This is a genomic window from Bradyrhizobium sp. 45, from assembly GCF_023073155.1.
Lineage (GTDB): Bacteria > Pseudomonadota > Alphaproteobacteria > Rhizobiales > Xanthobacteraceae > Bradyrhizobium > Bradyrhizobium canariense_D.
The window spans coordinates 33,538-55,131 of sequence record NZ_JADPIX010000064.1; the positions used below are offsets into that span (position 1 = coordinate 33,538).

The following is a 21,594-nucleotide window of genomic DNA, read 5'->3' on the forward strand; positions in this document are numbered from 1 at the left end:
GCCCGCCAGCTAGCGGCGGAACAAGGGGTTACTGATGCGCGCGTCCTATCTCTTCACCAGCGAGTCCGTGTCCGAAGGCCATCCGGACAAGGTGTGCGACCGGATCTCCGACGAGATCGTCGATCTGTTCTACCGCGAAGGACCGAAAGCAGGCATCGATCCGTGGCAAATCCGTGCCGCCTGCGAAACGCTCGCGACCACCAACAAGGTCGTGATCGCCGGTGAGACCCGCGGTCCTGCCTCCGTCACCAATGAGCAGATCGAAGGCGTCGTGCGCGCCGCGATCAAGGACATCGGCTACGAGCAGGAAGGTTTCCACTGGGAGAAGGCGGACATCGAGATCCTGCTGCATCCGCAGTCGGCCGACATCGCGCAGGGCGTCGATGCGCTGCAGCCGGGCGAAGTCAAGGAAGAGGGCGCGGGCGACCAGGGCATTATGTTCGGCTACGCCACTAACGAGACGCCGGATCTGATGCCGGCGCCGATCTTTTACGCCCACAAGATCCTGCGCCTCATCTCGGAAGCGCGCCACTCCGGCCGCGAGAAGGTGCTGGGCCCGGACTCCAAGAGCCAGGTCACCGTGCAGTACGAGAACGGCAAGCCGGTCGGCGTGCGCGAGATCGTGGTGTCGCACCAGCATCTGATCGAGGACATCTCGTCCAAGCAAATTCGCGACATCGTCGAGCCCTATGTGCGCGAGGCGCTGCCGAAGGACTGGATCACGGCGAAGACCATCTGGCACATCAACCCGACCGGCAAGTTCTACATCGGCGGTCCCGACGGCGATTCCGGCCTGACCGGCCGCAAGATCATCGTCGACACCTATGGTGGCGCGGCTCCGCACGGTGGCGGCGCGTTCTCCGGCAAGGATCCGACCAAGGTCGACCGCTCCGCGGCTTACGCTGCCCGCTATGTCGCCAAGAACATCGTCGCGGCCGGTCTTGCCGACCGCTGCACGCTGCAGCTCGCCTACGCCATCGGCGTGGCGCGTCCGCTGTCGATCTACATCGACACCCACGGCACCGGTAAGGTGTCGGAGGATCAGCTCGAGAAGGCCGCGGCCAAGGCGATGGATCTCACGCCGCGTGGCATCCGCAACCATCTCGATCTCAACCGCCCGATCTACGCGCGCACCTCCGCCTATGGCCATTTCGGCCGTACTCCCGACAACGAGGGCGGCTTCTCCTGGGAGAAGACCGATCTTGTCGAAGCGCTCAAGCGCGCGGTCTGATTCCCGGGACGCCGCCACGGCGGCGAACCCGGTTCTTCCATCGTATCGAGATTCCGGGCTCGCCCCTCCAGGGCGACCCGGAATGACCAATTCAACAACAGGACGCCCGCAATGAACGCGAAGCCCGGCTTCACCGATTACATCGTCAAGGACATTTCGCTCGCCGATTTCGGCCGCAAGGAGCTCTCGCTCGCCGAGACCGAGATGCCCGGCCTGATGGCCACCCGCGAGGAGTACGGCCCGAAGCAGCCGCTGAAGGGCGCGCGCATCGCCGGCTCGCTGCACATGACGATCCAGACGGGCGTGCTGATCGAGACGCTGGCCGCGCTCGGCGCCGACATCCGCTGGGTCTCCTGCAACATCTATTCGACGCAGGACCACGCCGCGGCGGCGATCGCAGCCGCCGGCATTCCGGTATTCGCCGTCAAGGGTGAGAGCCTTACCGAGTACTGGGACTACACCGCCAAGCTGTTCGACTGGCACGGCGGCGGTCACCCGAACATGATCCTCGACGACGGCGGCGACGCCACCATGTACGTCCATCTCGGCCTGCGCGCCGAGAACGGCGACACCAAGTTCCTGGACAAGCCGGGTTCGGAAGAAGAGGAAGTCTTCTTCGCGCTTCTGAAGAAGCAGCTCAAGGAGAAGCCGAAGGGCTACTTCGCCGAGATCGCCAAGAGCATCAAGGGCGTTTCCGAAGAGACCACCACGGGCGTGCATCGTCTCTATGACATGCAGAAGGCCGGCACGCTGCTATGGCCGGCCATCAACGTCAACGACAGCGTCACCAAGTCGAAGTTCGACAACCTCTATGGCTGCCGTGAATCGCTGGTCGACGGCATCCGTCGCGGCACCGACGTGATGATGTCCGGCAAGGTCGCGATGGTCGCGGGCTTCGGCGACGTCGGCAAGGGTTCGGCCGCCTCGCTGCGCCAGGCCGGCTGTCGCGTCATGGTCTCCGAAGTCGATCCGATCTGCGCGCTGCAGGCGGCGATGGAAGGCTATGAAGTCGTGACCATGGAAGACGCCGCGCCCCGCGCCGACATCTTCGTCACCGCGACCGGCAACAAGGACATCATCACGATCGAGCACATGCGCGCGATGAAGGATCGCGCCATCGTCTGCAACATCGGTCACTTCGACAACGAGATCCAGATCGCGGGTCTGCGTAACCTGAAATGGACCAACATCAAGCCGCAGGTCGACGAGATCGAATTCCCCGACAAGCACCGTATCATCATGCTGTCGGAAGGCCGCCTCGTGAACCTCGGCAATGCGATGGGCCATCCGTCCTTCGTGATGTCGGCTTCCTTCACCAACCAAACGCTGGCGCAGATCGAGCTTTTCGCCAACAACAAGGACGGCAAGTACAAGAAGGAAGTCTACGTGCTGCCGAAATCACTCGACGAAAAGGTCGCGCGCCTGCACCTCGCCAAGATCGGCGTCAAGCTCACCGAGCTGCGCAAGGACCAGGCCGACTACATCGGCGTCAAGCAGGAAGGTCCGTACAAGTCGGACCATTATCGCTACTGATCCGCTGATCGTATCTATTTTCGACGCAAAGCCCCGGAGCGATCCGGGGCTTTGTTGTCTTGAGCGTGACGCACGCGTCTCTTCGCGGTTGTATCAGGGCCGATTGCCAGTTGACGAGCGATGATCCCGGTCTGACAATCCTGGCGGCGGAGGAAACAATGGCTCAAGACCATTTCGACGTGCTGATCGTCGGCGCCGGCCTGTCCGGTATCGGCGCGGGCTTCCACTTGCAGACCAAATGCCCGGGCAAGAGCTACGTCATCCTCGAGGGCCGCGACTGCATCGGCGGGACCTGGGACCTATTTCGCTATCCCGGCGTCCGCTCCGACAGCGACATGTTCACGCTCGGCTATTCCTTCAAGCCCTGGACCGATCCGAAGGCGATCGCCGACGGCGCGCAAATCCTCAACTACGTTCGCGAAACCGCGGCCGAGAACGGCATCGAGAAGCACATCCGCTTCCGCCATCACGTCAAGCGTGCCGCGTGGTCGACGAGTGAGGCGCGCTGGACCGTCGAGGCCGAGCGCATCACCGGCGAGGGCGGGGCAGAAACCGTGCGCCTCACCTGCAATTTCCTGTTCATGTGCTCGGGCTATTACAAATACGAGGCCGGATATATGCCGGAGTTTCCGGGCGTCGCGGATTTCGCCGGCCGCATCGTGCATCCGCAGAAATGGACTGACGACATCGACTGTGCCGGCAAGCGCGTCGTCGTGATCGGCTCGGGCGCGACCGCGGTGACGCTGGTGCCGGAGCTCGCCAAGACGGCCGTGCAGGTCACCATGCTGCAGCGCTCGCCGACCTATGTGGTGTCGCGCCCGGCGCAGGATCCCGTCGCCAACAAATTGCGGCGCAATCTGCCGACGCGGCTTGCCTATCACCTGATCCGCTGGCGCAACGTGATGTGGGGGATGTTCTTCTTCCAGCTCAGTCGGCGCCGCCCTGCGAAGGTGAAGGAGCTGGTTCTCAAGGGCGTGCAGATGGCGCTCGGCCCCGACTACGACGTCGCGACCCATTTCACGCCGCGCTACAATCCGTGGGACCAGCGGCTCTGCCTCGTGCCGGATGGCGGCGGTCTTGACATCAGTGTCGACGGCCGCGCCGTCGATTTCGCCAACACGCTGACCTACAAGGGCATGATGTATGCCGACGTGCCCAACATGGCTTCTGCGTTCGGCTACACCAACGCATCATGGACGCTGAAATGCGACCTCACCTGCGAATATGTCTGTCGGCTCATCAACTACATGGACCGGCACAATTTCCGGCAGTACATGCCACATAATGACGATCCCACGATCACGGCGCAGCCGTCGCTCGATTTCACCTCGGGTTATGTGCAGCGCTCGGTCGCAAAGATGCCGAAGCAAGGTTCGAAGCAGCCGTGGCGGCTCTACCAGAACTACGCGCTCGACATCGTCTCCTTGCGGTTCGGCCGGATCGATGACGGCGTGATGCAATATTCCTGATCGCGACGCATATGGCCGGGTTTGCTGTGAAGAAATATGTGATGTCGAACCCGACCGCTGATGTGGTCGGGGATAAACTTGCTGCTTGGCATCTGCGTCTGTCATGTCGTCCTCGTGCGCGCGAAGGCGCTAGCGTTCAGTGGCCGGCGCTCTGGCCGCCGTCGACATGCAGGATTTCGCCGGTGACGAAGGAGGCGCCCTCGAGATAGAGCACGGCATCGACGATGTCGGACATCTCGCCCATATGGCCGACAGGATGCAGCGCATCGAGTTGGGCGTGCGTCGCGACTGGGTGCATCGACGACTTGATGATGCCGGCCGAGACCGCGTTCACGCGGATACCGCGCTTGGCATACTCGATCGCGAGCGACTTGGTCGCGGCGTTCAACCCGCCCTTGCTCAGCGAGGCCAGCACCGAGGGCACGTTCGAATTGGCCTGGTCGACCAGCGTCGTCGTGATCTGGACGACATGGCCCGACCCCTGCTTCTCCATCTCGGCGATGGCAAGCTGCGTGACGTGAAAGAAGCCTGCGACGTTGGTGCCCATCACCCCCACATAGTCCTCCGCCGTGTACTGCGTGAACGGCTTTGCGACGAAAATGCCGGCGTTGTTGACCAGCGTGTCGACGCGACCGAAGCGGGCGACGGCTTCCGAGACCACGCGTTCGGCGGTGCTCCGGTCGGCGATGTCGCCGGCAATGGCGAGGACGTCTTCGTCGCCCGCCGGCTTGATGGAGCGCGCCGTCGCGACGACGCGATAGTTGCGATCGCGAAAACCCCGGACCAGGGCGGCGCCAATACCCTGCGAAGCACCGGTGATGATGGCAACCTTCTGTTCGATACCCATGACGGGCTCCTGTTGTTGGCTTTCAGAACCTGCGCCAGCAGCGGCTGGCTTGGTCGACGAGGTACGCCGCAGCGGGCCGGCTGCGAATACGCGCTGTCCGGCAGACACTCTTTCGCGGCGCGAACGAATGCCGGACCGGCTCCCGGCGGTGGTTGTCGCAGCGGGAGCGAACGCCTAGCTTGCAGTCGGAGCTCGATGGGCTGGCGGGAAACCTATGGATCGTCTGGATGCGATGAAGGTGTTTGTCCTTGCGGTGGACGAGGGCAGCCTCGCCGCCGCCGGCCGCAAGCTCGGCCGTTCGCCAGCGGCGGTGAGCCGCGCTATTGCTTTCCTGGAGCAGCGGGTTGGTGCCGAGCTGCTGCACAGGACCACACGCTCCATCAAGCTGAGCGAGGAGGGCGAGCGCTATGTCGCGGTCTGTCGCCGCGTGCTCACCGAGTTGGAGGAGGCCGACGACATCGCGGCCGGGCCGCGCACGGCCCCTCGCGGCTTGCTCACGATCACTGCGCCCGTGGTGTCGGGTGAGATGGTGCTGCGGCCGATCCTCGATGCGTTTCTCGATGCCTATCCGACCGTCTCGGCAAAACTCCTGCTGTTCGATCGCGCCGTCAATCTGATCGAGGAGGGGGTCGACGTCGCGCTTCGCATCGGTCATCTCGCGGATTCGGCAATGGTCGCGATGCGGGTCGGTGAGATCAGCCGCGTCGTGGTAGCATCACCGCGCTATCTGAAGCAGCATCCGCGCATTACCGAGCCCGGCGACCTCGCCAAGCACCAGATCGTCGCGATGGCGCACCTTCCCAATTCCTGGACCTTTGCACCGCAGGCCGGCTCGTCGGCCGCCCGCACGGTGCAGTTCACGCCGCGGCTCGTCGTCAACAGCACCTATGCGGCGGTGGCCTCGGCCGTCGCCGGCCGCGGTGTGGCGCGAATGTATTCGTACCAGGTAGGTGAGCAGGTCGCGCGCGGCGAACTCGAGATCGTCCTGGCCGGCGACGAGGATCCCGAGATGCCCGCGCATTTGATCTGTCCGCAGGGCCGGCTCTCGGTCCCGAAGGTGCGGACCTTCACGGATTTTGCCGTGCCGCGGCTGAAGAAGCAGTTTGCTCAGCTCAAGAACGGCATCACTGCACGGTGAGCCGCTGCACGCACGGGCAATGCGTTGTTTTGCGTATACGGCCGCTCGGCTGAATCGGCCATGCTGCCCGAACGGTTAACGTCGGATTAACCGCGGAGTCCTAGCCTGTCTCGGCCGGGGTTACTTGCAAGGCCGAGGTGAGCCCAATGGAAGCCCAGAGAATCGCGGTCGACGCCGTCGTCGCGTTGACCGATTGCGACCGCGACGCCGTCATCGCGTTCATCCGCCGCCTGTATCTCGCCGGCGTCACCGACCCCAAGCGCCTGACCTTCAAGGGCCTCCAAGCGCTGTCACGGGCCTGATTCGGCTCGTTTCGACCTCAAGTTCCCAGCCCTGATCTCCGGAGCGTAATTGCAACCCACCGGCGAATATCTTGCCGCTCGGGCCGCGTCGGGATAGATCACGTCCCCGGTTGAATCACCGGGGAACGGGGGAGATGTTAAAACAGTTTTTTGCGCCGCAACTCGTCATTCTCTATGTGCTGGCGGCATCGACGATCTACGTTCATTTCCGCGGCAAGCAGCGGCTGCGCTTAGTGCGCCAGCTCGGGGACCACTCCACCTATCTCGCGCCTTACAATGTGTTGATGTACGCGGCCTCGGCGGTGCCGAACAAGCCGGTGATCCCGGTGGAGCAGTTTCCGGAGCTGAAAGCCCTCAGCGAAAATTGGGAGACCATTCGCGACGAGGCCGTTCGCCTGTTCGACGTAGGCTTCATTCGCGCGGCGGCGACAACAACGGTGGGGCTTCTATTCGTTCTTCAAGAGCGGCTGGAAACGCTTTTACCTGAAATGGTACGATGACTTCCTGCCTTCGGCGCGCACGCTGTGCCCGAAGACGGTGGAGCTGCTCAACTCCATTCCGAGCGTGCATGGTGCGATGTTTTGCGATGCTGCCGACGGGCGGCAAGCTCGGCGCCCACCGCGATCCCTTCGCCGGTTCGCTGCGCTACCACCTCGGTCTTGTCACGCCGAACTCGAACAAGTGCCGCATCCTGGTCGACGGCGTCGAATGCGTCTGGCGCGACGGTGAGGCCTTTATGTTCGGCGAGACCTTCATCCACAGCGCCGAGAATGCCACCGACGTCAACCCCATCATCCTGTTCTGCGACGTCGAGCGTCCGATGAAATACGGCTTCATGACCGCGATCAACCGTTGGGTCAGCCACCACATCGTCAAGGCCTCTGCAACCCAGAACGTCGACAGCGAGAGCGTCGGCCTGCTCAACAAGGTGTTCGGCAAGCTCTACGAGATCCATCTTGCGAGCCGCAAGGTCAAGGAATGGAATCGCAACGTCTACTACACGCTCAAATATTCGCTGACGGCGGTGATCCTCGGTCTCATCGTGCTGTCGGCATGCGGTGATCGCGTTTAGTGACGGTGCTTGTGTTCTTCGGAGCCATCAGGGCGTTGGTAACCGCGCAGCTCCGCGTATCGCTGCATTTGGCTCTGATCGAGCAGGGCGGTTGTCGACAGATGATATTTGAGGTGGCTTTCGCGGAGCAGTGCCTGGGTTTCCGAAATGGCAACGAGGGCTGTCTTGAGTGACTCCGATGTCACGACGCGGGCGGAGAAGAGGCGGTCCAACTCCGTTTCCTGCTCGACCAGCGTGTTACCCAGCGGAACCGCCTCTTGCTTCATGGCTCGTCGATCTGCTGCTGCGACAGCGCCTTGACGGGGCGATGCTCAAGACCGGCATAGGGCTGAACGGACTGCGCGCTGGCAACGTTGCACGAGACGATAAGCGTGGCCGCAAGCAGGAGAAGGCGTCTCATGAGTCTGGCTCCATGAAATCAGCCCGGCTGGTCGATCGATCTCCACCGGTGCTCTCCACATATCTTGCTGGACGGTTCGCCTCATGGCAACAAAGATTGCCGCGATTGAGTTGCCGAACATGGAGCAGACGATGGTCTCCTTGCCGACCGCGAATACCGAGATCACGCAGTTCTTCCGCGCGTGGCTGGAAACCTTCGCAGGCTATGTCCGCGAGGTCGACTATGCTTCGGCGCGGCCGCTTTTCCATCCGGAAGTGCTGGCCTTCGGCACGCACAATGACGTCATTCCCGGCCTCGACCAATGGATCACCACGCAATGGGACAACGTGTGGCCGAAGACGTCCGACTTCCGTTTCATCATCGACCAGGCCTCGGTCCTGGCATCGTCCGATGGCACGATAGCGACCGTGGTCGTGCCGTGGACGAGCACGGGCTATCATCCCGACGGCAGCGCGTTTCCGCGCCCCGGCCGGGCCACGATGGTGTTTTCAAGACATGGCGATGGCTTGCTGTGCGTGCATTCCCACATGTCGCACAATCGCGGTGTGCCACAGGCAAGCCACGCCGATCGGCCGGTGAAGGCTTGGTAGTGCCGCCGGGCTTATCGGTCGACTAAAGTTTTACCCTCTCATTCCAGGTCGGTTGGAACCTTTGGAACCCACCGTCGTTTTTTCGGCAACAAGAACAGGTGAAAACACGCAAGCGGGGCCTATCTGAGGATGCGCTCCCATGGCAACCCTTCATCTCGACGCCACGCGACTTACCGCCCCCGAGCATCAGCGCCAGCTTCGCCGCGCCGTGATCGCCTCCACAATCGGGACCGCGATCGAGTGGTATGACTTCTTTCTTTACAGCACCGTCACGGGGCTAGTTTTCGCAAAGCTCTTCTTTCCTCACTCCGATCCCTGGGTCGGCACGCTGGAGGCGTTTGCGATCTACGCGGTCGGATTCGCCGCGCGCCCGGTGGGCGCGGCAATCTTTGGCCATTATGGCGACCGCATCGGACGTAAATCCACGCTGATCGCGACCTTGCTCTTGATGGGACTGGCGACCGCTGCGGTGGCCGTGGTGCCAACCTATGCGAGCATCGGTATCTGGGGCGCCGTGATCCTGACCGTGCTGCGGTTCATTCAGGGCGTCGGCGTCGGCGGTGAGTGGGGCGGCTCGGTACTGATGTCGATGGAATGGGCGCGCGACGACCGATCCCGTGGATTGATCGCATCATGGCCGCAGTTCGGTGTGCCCTGCGGGCTTTTCCTGGCCAATCTTGCCGTGCTGGTGTTCAGCCAGATGGCGGGTGATCAGTTCCTGGCATGGGGCTGGCGTATTCCCTTCGCGCTCAGCATCATCCTGGTCGGCGTGGGCCTCTATATCAGGCTCGGCATTCTCGAAACCCCGGTGTTCGCCAAGCTCGTGGCCGAACGCCAGGTCGATCGCACGCCGATGCTCACGGTGATCCGGGAATACCCGAAGGAGATTCTACTGTCTGCGTTTGCGCGCATGTCGGAGCAGGCGCCGTTCTACATCTTCACGGCCTTCGTGTTCTCCTATGGCATCGGCACCCTGCACGTATCACGCGACTTCCTGCTGACCGCGGTGCTCTCGGCCTCGGTGCTGTCGTTCGTGTCGATTCCGCTGTGCGGACATATCTCCGATCAGATCGGCCGCAAGAACATGTACATGCTCGGCGCTGCCGTGACGGGCATCTTCGGCTTCGTCTATTTCGCCATGCTCAATACGGGGTCGCTGACCATCATCTTCCTCGCGATCATCCTGTCGCTGATTCCGCACGACATGCAGTATGGACCGCAAGCCGCCTTGATCGCCGAGAGCTTCACCGGACGCCTGCGCTACAGCGGCTCCTCGCTAGGCTATCAGCTCGCATCCGTGATCGCCGGCGGCCCCGCACCGCTGATCGCTACCTGGCTGTACGGCACGTTCCACTCGGCGACCGCGATCGCGATCTACATCGCGATTTGCGCGGTCGTGACGCTGGTGGCGACCGCGATGATGACCGATTACACGGGAAAGGACATCAACGCCGCGGGGGCGTACGAGCGACGAACTTGAATCCGCAAAAAAGCCCCGGACGCGATGCCCGGGGCTTTGCTGTCCCGTGATCTCGAGCTCAGCCTTATTCCGGCTGACCGATGCTCACCTTCAGCGTGCCGACGCCGTCGACGCCACATTCGAGCTTGTCGCCGGGCTGGAGCTGCGACACGCCGGCCGGCGTACCCGTCATGATGATGTCGCCGGCGGCGAGCTTCACCTGCTGCGAGAGCTGCCAGATGATCTCAGGCACGTTCCAGATCAGCTCGGTGAGGTCGCCCTTCTGCGCTTCCTTGCCGTTGACCGTGAGCCAGATCTTACCCTTGGCGGGGTGGCCGATCTTCGATGCCGGCTGCACCGCGGAGCAAGGCGCCGAATAGTCGAACGACTTGCCGACCTCCCACGGACGCTCCTTCTTGCGCGAGGCGATCTGGAGGTCGCGGCGGGTCAGGTCGATGCCGACGGCATAGCCGTAGACATGGTCGAGCGCCTTGTCGGCAGGAATGTTGAGGCCGCCGCTCTTCATCGCGACGATCAGCTCGACCTCGTGATGGAGATCCTTGGTCAGCGGCGGATAGGGAATGGTGGCGCCGTCGGGCACCAGCATGTCGGCGTGCTTGGCGAAGAAGAACGGCGGGGCGCGCTCGTCATTGCCCATCTCGCGGATGTGCTCGAGATAGTTGCGGCCGACGCACCAGATGCGGCGCACGGGATAACGGCCGCTTTCCCCGACGACGGGAAGCGAAGCCTGGGTCGGAAGCGGGATGACGTAGGAGGCGGCGTTCATGGTGCGATCTCGCTGCTCTTGAGGTGAAGGGAACTCTATGCGGTTGCGCTGATCGGCGCCAGAGCACCGGCGTCGTGATGTTGCAGGCGGAAGAACGAGGCGTAGCGGCCGCCGCGGCGGAGCAGCTCGTCATGCCGGCCCTGCTCGACGATCTCGCCGCCCTCGACCACCAGGATCGCATCGGCGTGCATGATGGTGTGCAGGCGGTGCGCGATCACGATGGTGGTGCGGTTCTGGCAGAGATGCTCGATCGCCTCCTGCACCTGCCGCTCGGACTCGGAATCGAGCGCGGCGGTGGCTTCGTCAAGCAGGATGATCGGCGCGTTCTTGATCAGCGCGCGCGCAACCGCGATCCGCTGGCGCTGGCCGCCGGACAGCTGCGTCCCGTGCTCGCCGACGGGCGTGTCGTAGCCGAGCGGGAAGCCCATGATGAAATCATGCGCGCAGGCCGCCTTGGCGGCATCGATGATCTGGTCTTCGGTGGCGCCCGCGCGGCCGAACGCGATGTTGCTGCGGATGGTGTCGCGGAACAGATAGACGTCCTGACCGACATAGGCGGTCTGGGCCCGCAGCGATTTTCGCGAGACCGCGCCGATCGACTGGCCGTCGATCACGATGTCGCCTTGCGTCACCTCGTAGAAGCGCAGCAGCAACCCCAGCACGGTCGATTTGCCGCCGCCGGAGGGGCCGACCAGCGCTGTGACCTTGCCGGGCTCGGCAACAAAGCTCATGCGGTTGAGGACGGTCTCACCGTTGCGATAGGAAAAGCTGACGTCGCGCAGCTCGATGCGCGCAGTCGACAGTTTCAGCGCCGGCTTGTCGTCGTCGGAATGCTCGCTCGCGGGGCTGTCGACGACTTCCAGCAGCATGCGGGCGCCGACGAGCTGGCTGTTGAGGTCGATGTTGAGCCGCGCCAGCCGCTTGGCCGGCTCGGTCGCCATCAGGAACGCGGTCATGAAGGAAAAGAACGCGCCGGGCGTGGCGTTGAGGGCGACTACGCTATAGCCGCCGTAAAGCAAACAGCCGGCGACTGCGAAGCCGCCGAGCATCTCCATCAGCGGATTGGAGCGGTTGGCGACGCGGGCCATCTTGTTGGCGTTGCGCTCGACGATCGCGATGTTCTCGTCGATGCGGGTCTGCATGGTGTCTTCGAGCGTGAATGCTTTCACCGTGCGGATGCCCTGCAGAGATTCCTGCATCGTCTCGAGGATGTCGGCGGTGCCGGTGAACTGGTTGTAGGCGAGCCCCTTGATGCGCTTGACCAGCTTGCGCAGCACCAGCATCGCCGGCGGCACGGCGACGAGGCCGATGAACGACATCACCGGATCCTGCCACACCATCACGCCGATCATGGCGAGCAACATCATGAGGTCGCGCCCGACCGCATTGACCAGCATGTTGAGGACATCGGTGATGGACTTGGCGCCGGCCGTCAGCCGCGCCAGGAATTCCGACGAATGCCGCTCGGAGAAGAATCCGACACTCTCGCGCATGAGCTTGGCGAACAGCTGGCGCTGGTTGGTGGCGAGGATGGCGTTGGAGATCTTGGTCAGGATCACCATGTGGCCGTAAGTCGCCACGCCCTTGATGAAGAGCAGGATCACGGTGATGCCCGAGAACATCGCGATGCCCGGGATGTTCTTGTCGACATAGGCCTGGTTGATGACCTGGCCGAGCACGTAGGTCGCGCCCGCGGTCGATCCGGCGGCAAGCGCCATCAGCGCGAAGGCGACGAGATAGCGCCGCCAGTAGATGATGCCCTGTTCCGTGACCAGGCGACGAATCAGGACCGCTGCCGCATAGGGATCGTCGGTGATTTTCTTTGGAAACTGGGCCATCCGTAGTCCATTGACGGCGCAAGGAAAGCCTGCCCGCGCGTCAGGGATCGAACGGCCTCTGTGCCCGCTAAGCCAGCGCTTTTCAAGCCCAATTAAGGACTTGCGCCCGGATGGAATCTAGGCCGAGGCGGCGTGGCGGAGCTCGCCGTGACGCTCGCGGAACAGCTTGTCCTCCCATGCCAGCGCATGGGCGGCGATGGTCTCGAGGTCGTCGTATTGCGGCTTCCAGTCGAGTAGGCCCCGGATCCGGCTGGTGTCGGCGACCATGGTCATGATGTCGCCGGGCCGGCGCGGGGCGTATTGCACGGCGAAGCTGCGGCCCGACACACGGCGCACCGCGTCGATGGTCTCCAGCACCGAGTAGCCGCGGCCATAGCCGCAATTGAGCGTCGTCGAGGCGCCGCCGTTGCGCAAATAAGCGAGCGCCGAGCGATGCGCCTGCGACAGGTCCGTGACATGGATGAAGTCGCGGATGCAGCTGCCGTCCTGGGTGGGATAGTCGGTGCCGAACACGTCGATCTTGGCGCGCTGGCCGGTGGCGGCTTCCACCGCGATCTTGAGCAGGTGCGTGGCGCCGACGGTGGCAAGGCCGATGCGGGCCTGCGGATCGGCACCCGCAACGTTGAAATAGCGCAGGGTCACGTATTGCATGCCGTAGGCGGCGGCGACGTCATGCAGCATGATCTCGGTCATCAGCTTCGACGAACCGTAGGGCGACAGCGGCCGTGTCGGCGCATGCTCGGGTACCGGCACCTGGTCCGGATCGCCGTAGACCGCCGCGGTCGAAGAGAAGATGAAGCGGTCGATGCCGCGCTTGACCGCGACATTGAGCAGGTTGCGCGCGGTCGTGAAATTGTTGCGGTAATAGCCGAGTGGATCGCGCATCGAATCCGGCACGACCACCGAGCCCGCGAAATGGATGATGCTCTCGATGTTGTGCTGGGCGATCACGCCTTCGAGGAGGTTCTCGTCGCCGGCATCACCAATGAACAGCGGCACGCCTTCGGGCAGATAGGCCGAGAAACCCGTGGAGAGATCGTCGATCACGACGACGTCCTCGCCGGCTTCCGCCAGCGCCAGAACCGTGTGGCTTCCGATATAGCCGGCACCGCCGGTGACAAGCACAGTCATGATCTCACCCGTCTTCGATCAACGCTCCAAGCTAACGTTTACGTGGTGAAGAGTGGGTGTCGGCGCGGCTGAACTGGTCACTATGCTTAATGTTGCGTATAGGAACTTTCGAAACGGAGCGTGACGTGGCGAATTCCCCAAGCGATCTCGAAGTGATCGTGCCAAATCTGCACAGGCGCTATTCCGGGGTCACCGCGACCAACCGGATGGTGGCGCCGCGGCTGGCAAAGCTGTTTCGCGCCGCGTGGTTCGGCTCCGACGCGCCGGAGGGGATCGCGCGCCTGAACGGTGCCGATCTCCTGGGATTGTGGCGCCGCAAGGCGCCGGTGATCTGGCACGCGCGCCGCAACAACGAGATGATCGCGGGTGTGCTGTTGCGCGCGCTCGGCTGGCCGCTCAAGCTCGTCTTCACCTCGGCGGCACAGCGCCATCATAGCTGGATCACGCGCTGGCTGATCCGGCGTATGGATGCGATCATCGCGACATCAGATCTTTCGGGCTCGTTCCTCAAGGTGAAGGCGATGGTGATTCCGCATGGCGTCGACACCGAAATCTATGCGCCGCCGCTCGACCGCATTGCTGCCTTCGCGGAAACCGCGTTGCCGGGCCGCTATGCGATCGGCTGCTTCGGCCGGGTACGCGCGCAGAAGGGCACCGATGTGTTCGTCGATGCGATGTGCCGCTTGCTGCCGCGCTATCAGGATTTCACCGCAATCATCGTCGGCCAGGTCACACCGGAGCAAACTGTTTTTGCAAACGACCTGAAGAAGCGGATCGAGGCCGCCGGCCTGCAGTCGCGCATCGTCATCACCGGCGAGCTGCCGATCGAAGACGTGCAGCGCTGGTATCAGCGGCTGACCATCTACGCCTTCACCTCGCGCAACGAAGGTTTTGGCCTGACGCTGATCGAGGCGATGGCGGCCGGCAGCGCGCTGGTCGCCGCGCGCGCCGGCGCGGCCGAACTCGTGGTCGAGGATGGCGTGACCGGCGTCCTGATCCCGACCGGTGATGCGGACGCGCTGGCTGCAGCGGTCGAACCGCTGATGCGTGACGTGGCCGCCGCGATCGCGATGGGCGAGCGCGGGCGGGCACGGGTGCTCGAACGATTCAGCCTCGATGCCGAGGCAGCCCGGATCGGTGAGGTCTATCGGCCACTGCTCTGAGCGAGCGGAGAAAATATTTCCCCATGCACTAGCCGGGCAGCGGAATCAATGGCTTGGCGGCCTGCGTAATGCAAATGCGGATTTACGAATTTGTTTTGAGCCGTCGGACGAGACCCTGCAAGTAGACGGCATTGCAGATTGTGCGCGGCTCCCGGGGATACATTCCGGCACGGCACCCGTTGACGTTCTTTCTCGACTCGATGTCCCGCCGGATCGCCGCGGTCTACGGTCGTTTGGTCCGGGCGAGCACCTCGGTCACGAACGCGTCGAGGTCGCCGCCTGGAAAGAGAAAGCCCGGCAGTCCGAGCGCCTTGCCGGCCTCGATGTCCCGGGCCTGATCTCCGATTACGAAGCTGCCGTCGAGTTGCACCGGCCAGTGCTGGACGAGATCGCGCAACATACCGGGTGCGGGCTTGCGCCAATCATGCTCTCCGATGTAGCCGGCGACCGTTCCTTGCGGATGGTATGGACAGAAGCGGATGTCATCGATCCGCGCGCTGTCACGGGCGAGTTCGTCGCGCATCCAGCCGTGCAGCCGGTTCACTTCAGCTTCGGTGAAGAGGCCGCGCGCGACGCCGGACTGGTTTGTGAAGACGAATACCCAATAGCCGGCCTCGTTGAGGCGGCGAATGGCCCTAGCAACGTTGGGCATCCAGCGGATGCGGTCTTGCGTGCCGATATAGCCATCGTCACGGTTGATGACGCCGTCGCGATCGAGGAATGCGGCGGGCTTCGCCGCGCGGCCGTCAGACATTTCCAAGTCCCTGCGTCCTCGCCAGCACGTCTCTCGCGATCTCGACCACGTCCTGCGCCGCGATATCTCGCATGCAGCGGTGGTCGTTCATCTTGCAGATCGTGCTCTGGCAGGGTTGGCAGGAGAGCACGCTCTTGTCCTGGACCACGGTCGCGGCGAGGCCGTTGAGGGGGGCCCAGAGATAGGGGCTGGTCGGGCCGAAGATGCCCATGGTCGGCGTGCCCAGGGCGGCTGCGATGTGCATCAGGCCGGAATCGTTGGAGATCGCGACGCCGGCCGCAGCCATGGCCAGCACGCCGTTGCGTAGATCATTGCCGGTGAGGTCCCGGACCCCCGGGCCGCCGGCCGCGACGATCTCCTGGGCCAGGCCCTTTTCCCCGGGGCCGCCGACAACCCAGACCTCAAGGCCGCGCTCGACGAGCAAGCGGGCGGCCTCGGGATAGTAGGTCCAGCGTTTTGAGACGCCGACCGAGCCGGGGGCGAGCGCTACGGCAGCGCCGGCGCTGAGGCCGTTGGCCTGCCGCCAGCGGACGATGTCCTCGGCCTGAACCCGCAACTGCGGCACCGGCCATTCCGGAGGCAGCGGGGCGCCATCGGGCTGGGCGAGGGCGGCGTTCTTGTCGATGAAGCGGGGCAGCTTGTTTTCGCGCCAGCGCCAGCGATTGAGCAGGCCGAATCGGAACTCGCCGACGAAGCCGACCCTTTCCGGAATGCCGGCCAAAGCGGGCGCAATGGCGGCCTTCCAGGTCCGGGGCAGCACCAGGGCGGTGCCGTAGTTTCGCTCGCGCAGGAGCTTCGCCAGGCCGAACTGGCGGCTCACGGCGAGCCGGCTGCGCGGTAGGTCCCACACAATCCCTTCGCGCACGCCGGGCATGTAATCGAGCAAGGGCGCACATAGGGAGGTCGTGAGCAGATCGACCGGCCGGTTCGGCCAGCGCTCATTGAGGACCCGCACCACGGTGTGATTCCGGACGAAATCGCCGATCCACATGTAGGGGACGATCAGGATCGGGCGCGTGTCGCCCCGATCTGTCTCACCACTAAGTTGCGAATCTTGGTTCATTCGTTAATAAGGCCGGTGCGCTGATGTGGCGGTTCGGTTAGCCGCTCCGGGCCGGCAGGTAAAGCCGGCTCAGCGGCCATCCCAAAACCGCTTACACTTTGGCGGATCATGCGCTAGGGCAGAACCGGGCCGCAAAACTTCGGGCAGGCGGAATCTGGCAGGGAAGTTGGAATGTTGCTGGTGACCGGCGGGGCCGGTTTTATCGGATCGAATGTCGTCGCCGCGCTGAACGAGGCCGGCCGCAGCGACGTGGTCGTCTGCGATTTCCTTGGCAACGAGGGCAAATGGCGCAACCTCGCCAAGCGGCAGCTTTTGGATATCGTGCCGCCAGCTGAGCTGCCGGACTGGCTGCAGGGCCGCAAGCTCGATGCCGTGATCCATCTCGGGGCGATTTCCGCGACCACCGCGACCGACGGCGACCTGGTGTTCGAGACCAATTTCCGCCTGTCGATGCGCCTCCTGGACTGGTGCACGGCGAATGCGGTGCCGTTGATCTACGCCTCCTCGGCGGCGACCTATGGCGACGGCGAGGCAGGATTTGACGACGATTCCTCGGTCGCTGCGCTGAAGAAATTGCGGCCGATGAACCTCTACGGCTGGAGCAAGCACCTTTTCGATCTCGCGGTCGCCGAGCGCGCTGCGAACGGCGAGAAGCTGCCGCCGCAATGGGCCGGGCTGAAATTCTTCAACGTGTTCGGCCCCAACGAATACCACAAAGGCTCGATGATGAGCGTGCTGGCGCGCCGCTTCGACGACGTCAAAGCGGGCCGCGTCGTGCAATTGTTCAAGTCGCATCGCGAGGGCATCGCCGACGGCGATCAGCGCCGCGATTTCATCTATGTCGACGACGTCGTGAGCGTTGTCATGTGGCTGCTGGCGACGCCGTCGGTGTCCGGGCTGTTCAATGTCGGCACCGGCAAGGCGCGTAGCTTCAGGGATCTGATGCTGGCGGTTTATGCCGCGCTCGGCGCCAGCCCCAACATCGAATACATCGACATGCCCGAGCAGATCCGCGGCAGCTACCAGTACTTCACCCAGAGTGACGTCGATCGCCTCTACCGCGCCGGCTACAATGGCGGTTTCACGACGCTCGAGGACGCGGTGAAGGCCTATGTCGGGGATTATCTCGACCGGCCCGACCGCTTCCGCTGAGGTCCATCACCATGCCGACGCCCATTCTCGATTTCGATGCCCTCGCGCAAGCCATCTCAGGCTGCACGGTGCTGTGCATCGGCGACATCATGCTGGACGAGTTCGTCTATGGCGAGGTGTCGCGGATATCGCCGGAGGCGCCGGCACCTGTCATCGCGGCCCAGCGCAGCGAGATCCATATCGGCGGCGCCGGCAATGTCGCGCGCAACGTCGCCGCGCTCGGCGCGCGCTGCATCTTCGTCGGCCTCGTCGGCGAGGACGAGGCGGGCAGGCAGCTCGCCTCGACGCTTGCGGAGCAGGGCGCAATCGAAAGCGTGCTGGTGTGCGATCCCTCGCGTCCGACCACGCGAAAAGTGCGTTTCGTCTCCGAGCATTTTTCCACGCATATGCTGCGTGCGGATTGGGAGCAGGCACAGCCTGCTTCCGATACGATCGAGACCAAGCTGATCGAAGCAATCCTGCCGCAGATCGCGCGCGCCGACATCGTGCTGCTGTCCGACTACGCCAAGGGCGTGCTGACCGCCCGCGTCATCCGCCACACCATCGACGCCGCGCGAAAACTCGCTAAGCCCGTGATCGTCGATCCCAAAAGCGTAAACTGGGCGATCTATCGCGGCGCGACGCTGCTCACGCCCAATCGCAAGGAATTTTCGGAAGCGACCCGAAGCCGCGCCGACACGCCGCAGAGCATTGTCGATGCCAGCGAGGACGTGATGCGGCTCGCCGATTGCGAAGCGATCCTGGTCACCCAAGGCGAGCACGGCATGACGCTGGTGCCGCGCAACGGCGAGGCCGTTCACGTTCCGGCGTTTCCGGTCAAGGTGCGCGACGTTTCCGGCGCCGGCGACACCGTTGCCGCGGCGCTCGCGGTCTCGCTCGCCACGGGCGCAGACTGGGACACGGCGCTTCGCATGGCCAGTGCCGCGGCCGCCGTCGCCGTCGGCAAGCAGGGCACCGCGAGCGTGAGTGCGGCCGAGCTGAAACGAAAAATATTGCCGCATGCCTATCTCGCGGCCGAGGAGAAGATCGTGCTCGAGCCCGGCGCGCTCGACGCGCAGCTCGCGGAATGGAAGAAGCAAGGCCAGCGCGTCGGCTTCACCAATGGCTGCTTCGACATCCTGCATCCCGGCCACGTCAAGGTCCTGACAGCGGCGCGCTCCGCCTGCGACCGCCTGATCGTGGGGCTGAACAGCGACGCCTCGGTACGGCGGCTGAAGGGCGCCGACCGCCCCGTTCAGGACGAGCGAGCGCGTGCGGAAGTGCTGGCGGCGCTCGAAGCCGTTGATCTCGTCGTTATTTTCGATGAGGATACGCCGATCGACCTGATCACCCGCATCAAGCCGAGCGCGCTGATCAAAGGGGGCGATTACACCCGCGAGCAGGTGGTCGGCCATGAGGTCGTCGAGGCCGCGGGCGGGACCGTGGTGCTGGTCGACATTCTCCAGGGCTTCAGCACGACGGCGCTGGTTCATCGCGCACGGGGAGAGGGCACGTGACGACGCTCGCCGGGGAGACGACCGGCCAGATGCTGTGGCGGCGTCTGCGCAGTCCGGCGGCCTGGTCCGAGACGGTCGATCTGTTTGCGATCCTGACTGCGGCCTCGCTACCATGGTCGACGTCGCTTGCGGCGATATTCAATGTCCTGATGCTGCTCTGCATGGTGCCGTTCCTCGGCGTCCGTGAGTTCCTGCAATCGCTCAAGCGTCCGATCTGTGCGGCGCCGATTGCGCTGGTCCTGCTCGCGCTGGTCGGGACGCTGTGGTCGGACGCGGCCTGGGGGGCGCGCTTCTACGCGGTCAATCCGACCGTCAAGCTGCTGGTGCTGCCGGTCCTGCTCTATCATTTTGCGCGCTCGCCGCGCGGACATTGGGTGTTCGTCGCCTTCCTAATGTCCTGCGCGCTGTTGTCGGTGATGTCCTGGCTCGTCGCCTTCTACCCAGACCTCGCGCTCAAATCCGACCGCGTCGAGCGCGGCATCTTCGTCAAGAACTACATCGACCAGAGCCAGGAGTTCACGCTTTGCGCGGTCGCGCTCGCCTATCCGATCGTGCAGTTGCTGCGCCAGAAGCGCTATTGGATCGCCGGGCCGCTCACGGCCCTTGCACTCGCCTTCTTCGTCAACATGGTGTTCGTGGTGGTATCGCGCACCGCGCTCCTCACCATTCCGGTCCTGTTCGGTGTGTTTGCGTTGCTTCATCTGAGATGGCGCAGCATCGCCATCATCTCCGCCGCCCTGCTCGCGGGCGCGGTTCTCGCCTGGCAGGCCTCGCCGCAATTGCGCAAGACCGCCGACACTTTCGCCAGCGACTATACGCGCTATGTCGAAAAAGGCGCGCCGACCTCGGCCGGCTTGCGGCTCGAATTCTGGCGAAAATCCCTCGGCTTCTTCGCGGAGGCGCCGGTCAAGGGGCACGGCACGGGCTCGACGCGCGGATTGTTCGAACGTGCCGCGACGCCGGGCGATGCTCAGTATCAGGCGTCCGCCGAGGTGATCGGCAACCCGCATAACCAGACGCTGAACGTGGCCGTGCAATGGGGCATCATCGGGGTCGCCGCTCTCTACGCCATCTGGATGCTGCATCTGCTGTTGTTTCGCGGCGACGGGCTCGCAAACTGGGTCGGCCTCCTGGTCGTGGTCCAGAACGTCTTCACCTCGCTGTTCAACTCCCATCTGTTCGACTTCCACGAGGGCTGGATGTACGTCATCGGTGTCGGCGTTGCCGGCGGCATGGTGATCCGAGCCCAGCAGGCCGAGGCGAAGACGGCGGAAGCCGGTTCCTGAATGGCCGGCCGGATGGCAAGCCTTGACCGGCAAACCTTGACTGGCAAGCCTTGACTGGCATGTCCGGCCGAGATGGGTTATCAGCGCGATCAGGTTGCATCTAACTGGATTTTCGGTCAGCGGATGACGCGTCTTTCGCATCTCACCTTGCGCAATTTCATGATCGCGCTCCACGACCTGCTGGCGACCACGGCGGCGCTGTTTGCCGCTTTCTATCTGCGCTTCGAGGGCGGCGACGGCTTCTTCGACCGCCTGCCGCTGCTGATCCAGATCCTGCCCTATTTTCTCGCCTTCAGCGTGGTCGTGTTCTTCGTCTTCAACTTGACTACGACGAAATGGCGCTTCATCTCACTGCCCGACGCGCTGAACATCATCCGCGTCGCGACCGTGCTGACGGTTGCGCTCCTGGCGCTCGACTACATCTTCGTCGCCCCCAACGTCCGCGGCGCCTTCTTCCTCGGCAAGGTGACCATTGTCCTCTACTGGTTCCTCGAGATCTCCTTCCTCAGCGCGTTGCGCGTGGCCTACCGCTATTTCCGCTATACGCGGGTTCGGCGTCACGCCCGCACCGGAGATGCCGCGCCGACGCTGCTGATCGGCCGAGCCGCGGACGCCGAGGTGCTGTTGCGCGGAATCGAGAGCGGGGCGATCAAGCGCATCTGGCCGGTCGGTGTGCTCTCGCCGTCGAGTTCCGATCGCGGCCAGTTCATCCGCAACGTCCCGGTTCTGGGCGGCGTCGACGACATCGAGGATGTCATCGCCGACTTCACCAAGCGCGGCAAGCCGATCGCGCGCGTCGTGATGACGCCGACGGCATTCGAGCCGGAGGCCCATCCCGAATCGATCCTGATGCGGGCGCGCAAGCTCGGCGTGATCGTGAGCC

Annotated in this window: 19 protein-coding genes and 2 pseudogenes; 13 read left to right on the forward strand and 8 right to left on the reverse strand. The window is 63.8% G+C overall.

Features of this window, described 5'->3' with window-relative positions; translation table 11 throughout:
• Nucleotides 1-34 precede the first annotated feature (34 nt).
• The 3 genes from metK to IVB42_RS12245 all read left to right on the forward strand — a co-directional run bounded on the left by metK (nucleotide 35) and on the right by IVB42_RS12245 (nucleotide 4,233).
• Entirely contained in the window at nucleotides 35-1,231 is a 1,197-nt protein-coding gene (gene metK / locus IVB42_RS12235; RefSeq protein WP_247470254.1) for a methionine adenosyltransferase, read from the forward strand.
• A 111-nt stretch (nucleotides 1,232-1,342) separates the two neighbouring features.
• Complete coding sequence (gene ahcY / locus IVB42_RS12240) at nucleotides 1,343-2,764, forward strand: adenosylhomocysteinase (protein ID WP_007601979.1); 1,422 nt, start codon at nucleotides 1,343-1,345, stop codon at nucleotides 2,762-2,764.
• 158 nt (nucleotides 2,765-2,922) lie between these two features.
• Entirely contained in the window at nucleotides 2,923-4,233 is a 1,311-nt protein-coding gene (locus tag IVB42_RS12245; protein WP_247470257.1) for an NAD(P)/FAD-dependent oxidoreductase, read from the forward strand.
• 136 nt (nucleotides 4,234-4,369) lie between these two features.
• Here the strand turns inward: IVB42_RS12245 and IVB42_RS12250 are convergent, their stop codons facing one another.
• Complete coding sequence (locus IVB42_RS12250; protein WP_247470258.1) at nucleotides 4,370-5,080, reverse strand: SDR family NAD(P)-dependent oxidoreductase; 711 nt, start codon at nucleotides 5,078-5,080, stop codon at nucleotides 4,370-4,372.
• Between the two features lie 214 nt (nucleotides 5,081-5,294).
• Between IVB42_RS12250 and IVB42_RS12255 the strand changes: the two genes are divergently transcribed.
• From IVB42_RS12255 to IVB42_RS12265, 3 genes and pseudogenes are all read left to right on the forward strand, one after another.
• Complete coding sequence (locus tag IVB42_RS12255) at nucleotides 5,295-6,218, forward strand: LysR family transcriptional regulator (protein ID WP_247470260.1); 924 nt, start codon at nucleotides 5,295-5,297, stop codon at nucleotides 6,216-6,218.
• Between the two features lie 146 nt (nucleotides 6,219-6,364).
• Entirely contained in the window at nucleotides 6,365-6,520 is a 156-nt protein-coding gene (locus IVB42_RS12260) for a hypothetical protein (RefSeq protein ID WP_007612486.1), read from the forward strand.
• Between the two features lie 134 nt (nucleotides 6,521-6,654).
• Nucleotides 6,655-7,592 (forward strand): annotated as a pseudogene (locus IVB42_RS12265) (aspartyl/asparaginyl beta-hydroxylase domain-containing protein).
• Here IVB42_RS12265 and IVB42_RS12270 read toward each other — a convergent pair.
• Complete coding sequence (locus tag IVB42_RS12270) at nucleotides 7,589-7,858, reverse strand: hypothetical protein (protein ID WP_247470262.1); 270 nt, start codon at nucleotides 7,856-7,858, stop codon at nucleotides 7,589-7,591. The pseudogene IVB42_RS12265 and the gene IVB42_RS12270 sit on opposite strands and share 4 nt — an antisense overlap.
• On the reverse strand, nucleotides 7,855-7,992 hold the full coding sequence (locus IVB42_RS12275) for a hypothetical protein (RefSeq protein WP_247470264.1): 138 nt from the start codon (nucleotides 7,990-7,992) through the stop codon (nucleotides 7,855-7,857). Before IVB42_RS12275 ends, IVB42_RS12270 begins: the two co-directional genes overlap by 4 nt.
• Before the next feature lie 131 nt (nucleotides 7,993-8,123).
• Between IVB42_RS12275 and IVB42_RS12280 the strand changes: the two genes are divergently transcribed.
• Nucleotides 8,124-8,582, forward strand: coding sequence for a nuclear transport factor 2 family protein (locus tag IVB42_RS12280; RefSeq protein WP_247470280.1), 459 nt, complete (start codon nucleotides 8,124-8,126; stop codon nucleotides 8,580-8,582).
• Between the two features lie 139 nt (nucleotides 8,583-8,721).
• Entirely contained in the window at nucleotides 8,722-10,062 is a 1,341-nt protein-coding gene (locus IVB42_RS12285; protein WP_247470266.1) for an MFS transporter, read from the forward strand.
• 64 nt (nucleotides 10,063-10,126) lie between these two features.
• Here IVB42_RS12285 and IVB42_RS12290 read toward each other — a convergent pair whose 3' ends face one another.
• The 3 genes from IVB42_RS12290 to galE form a co-directional block, all read right to left on the reverse strand.
• Complete coding sequence (locus IVB42_RS12290; RefSeq protein ID WP_085383345.1) at nucleotides 10,127-10,828, reverse strand: fumarylacetoacetate hydrolase family protein; 702 nt, start codon at nucleotides 10,826-10,828, stop codon at nucleotides 10,127-10,129.
• A gap of 35 nt (nucleotides 10,829-10,863) precedes the next feature.
• A complete protein-coding gene (locus tag IVB42_RS12295) occupies nucleotides 10,864-12,666 on the reverse strand; it encodes an ABC transporter ATP-binding protein (protein WP_085348708.1) in 1,803 nt (600 codons plus the stop codon).
• Nucleotides 12,667-12,783: 117 nt separating this feature from the next.
• Nucleotides 12,784-13,797, reverse strand: coding sequence for a UDP-glucose 4-epimerase GalE (galE, locus tag IVB42_RS12300; RefSeq protein WP_007612473.1), 1,014 nt, complete (start codon nucleotides 13,795-13,797; stop codon nucleotides 12,784-12,786).
• Between the two features lie 125 nt (nucleotides 13,798-13,922).
• Here galE and IVB42_RS12305 point away from each other — a divergent pair, with 125 nt between their 5' ends.
• A complete protein-coding gene (locus IVB42_RS12305; protein WP_247470268.1) occupies nucleotides 13,923-14,960 on the forward strand; it encodes a glycosyltransferase family 4 protein in 1,038 nt (345 codons plus the stop codon).
• A gap of 223 nt (nucleotides 14,961-15,183) precedes the next feature.
• Here IVB42_RS12305 and IVB42_RS12310 read toward each other — a convergent pair whose 3' ends face one another.
• Together IVB42_RS12310 and waaF are read right to left on the reverse strand one after the other, a co-directional pair.
• The gene (locus IVB42_RS12310) at nucleotides 15,184-15,714 is read right to left on the reverse strand and encodes an HAD family hydrolase (RefSeq protein WP_247470270.1); all 531 of its coding nucleotides are present in this window, start codon (nucleotides 15,712-15,714) and stop codon (nucleotides 15,184-15,186) included.
• Nucleotides 15,707-16,777 (reverse strand): lipopolysaccharide heptosyltransferase II, encoded by a 1,071-nt coding sequence (gene waaF / locus IVB42_RS12315; protein ID WP_247470272.1) that lies wholly within the window; start codon nucleotides 16,775-16,777, stop codon nucleotides 15,707-15,709. Before waaF ends, IVB42_RS12310 begins: the two co-directional genes overlap by 8 nt.
• Nucleotides 16,778-16,948: 171 nt before the next feature.
• Between waaF and rfaD the strand changes: the two genes are divergently transcribed.
• From rfaD to IVB42_RS12335, 4 genes and pseudogenes are all read left to right on the forward strand, one after another.
• Nucleotides 16,949-17,929, forward strand: coding sequence for an ADP-glyceromanno-heptose 6-epimerase (gene rfaD / locus IVB42_RS12320; RefSeq protein ID WP_247470274.1), 981 nt, complete (start codon nucleotides 16,949-16,951; stop codon nucleotides 17,927-17,929).
• A gap of 11 nt (nucleotides 17,930-17,940) precedes the next feature.
• The gene (gene rfaE1 / locus IVB42_RS12325; RefSeq protein WP_247470276.1) at nucleotides 17,941-19,425 is read left to right on the forward strand and encodes a D-glycero-beta-D-manno-heptose-7-phosphate kinase; all 1,485 of its coding nucleotides are present in this window, start codon (nucleotides 17,941-17,943) and stop codon (nucleotides 19,423-19,425) included.
• Complete coding sequence (locus tag IVB42_RS12330) at nucleotides 19,422-20,711, forward strand: O-antigen ligase family protein (RefSeq protein ID WP_247470278.1); 1,290 nt, start codon at nucleotides 19,422-19,424, stop codon at nucleotides 20,709-20,711. Before rfaE1 ends, IVB42_RS12330 begins: the two co-directional genes overlap by 4 nt.
• A 123-nt stretch (nucleotides 20,712-20,834) precedes the next feature.
• A pseudogene (locus tag IVB42_RS12335) lies at nucleotides 20,835-21,594 on the forward strand (capsular biosynthesis protein); the annotation flags it as partial.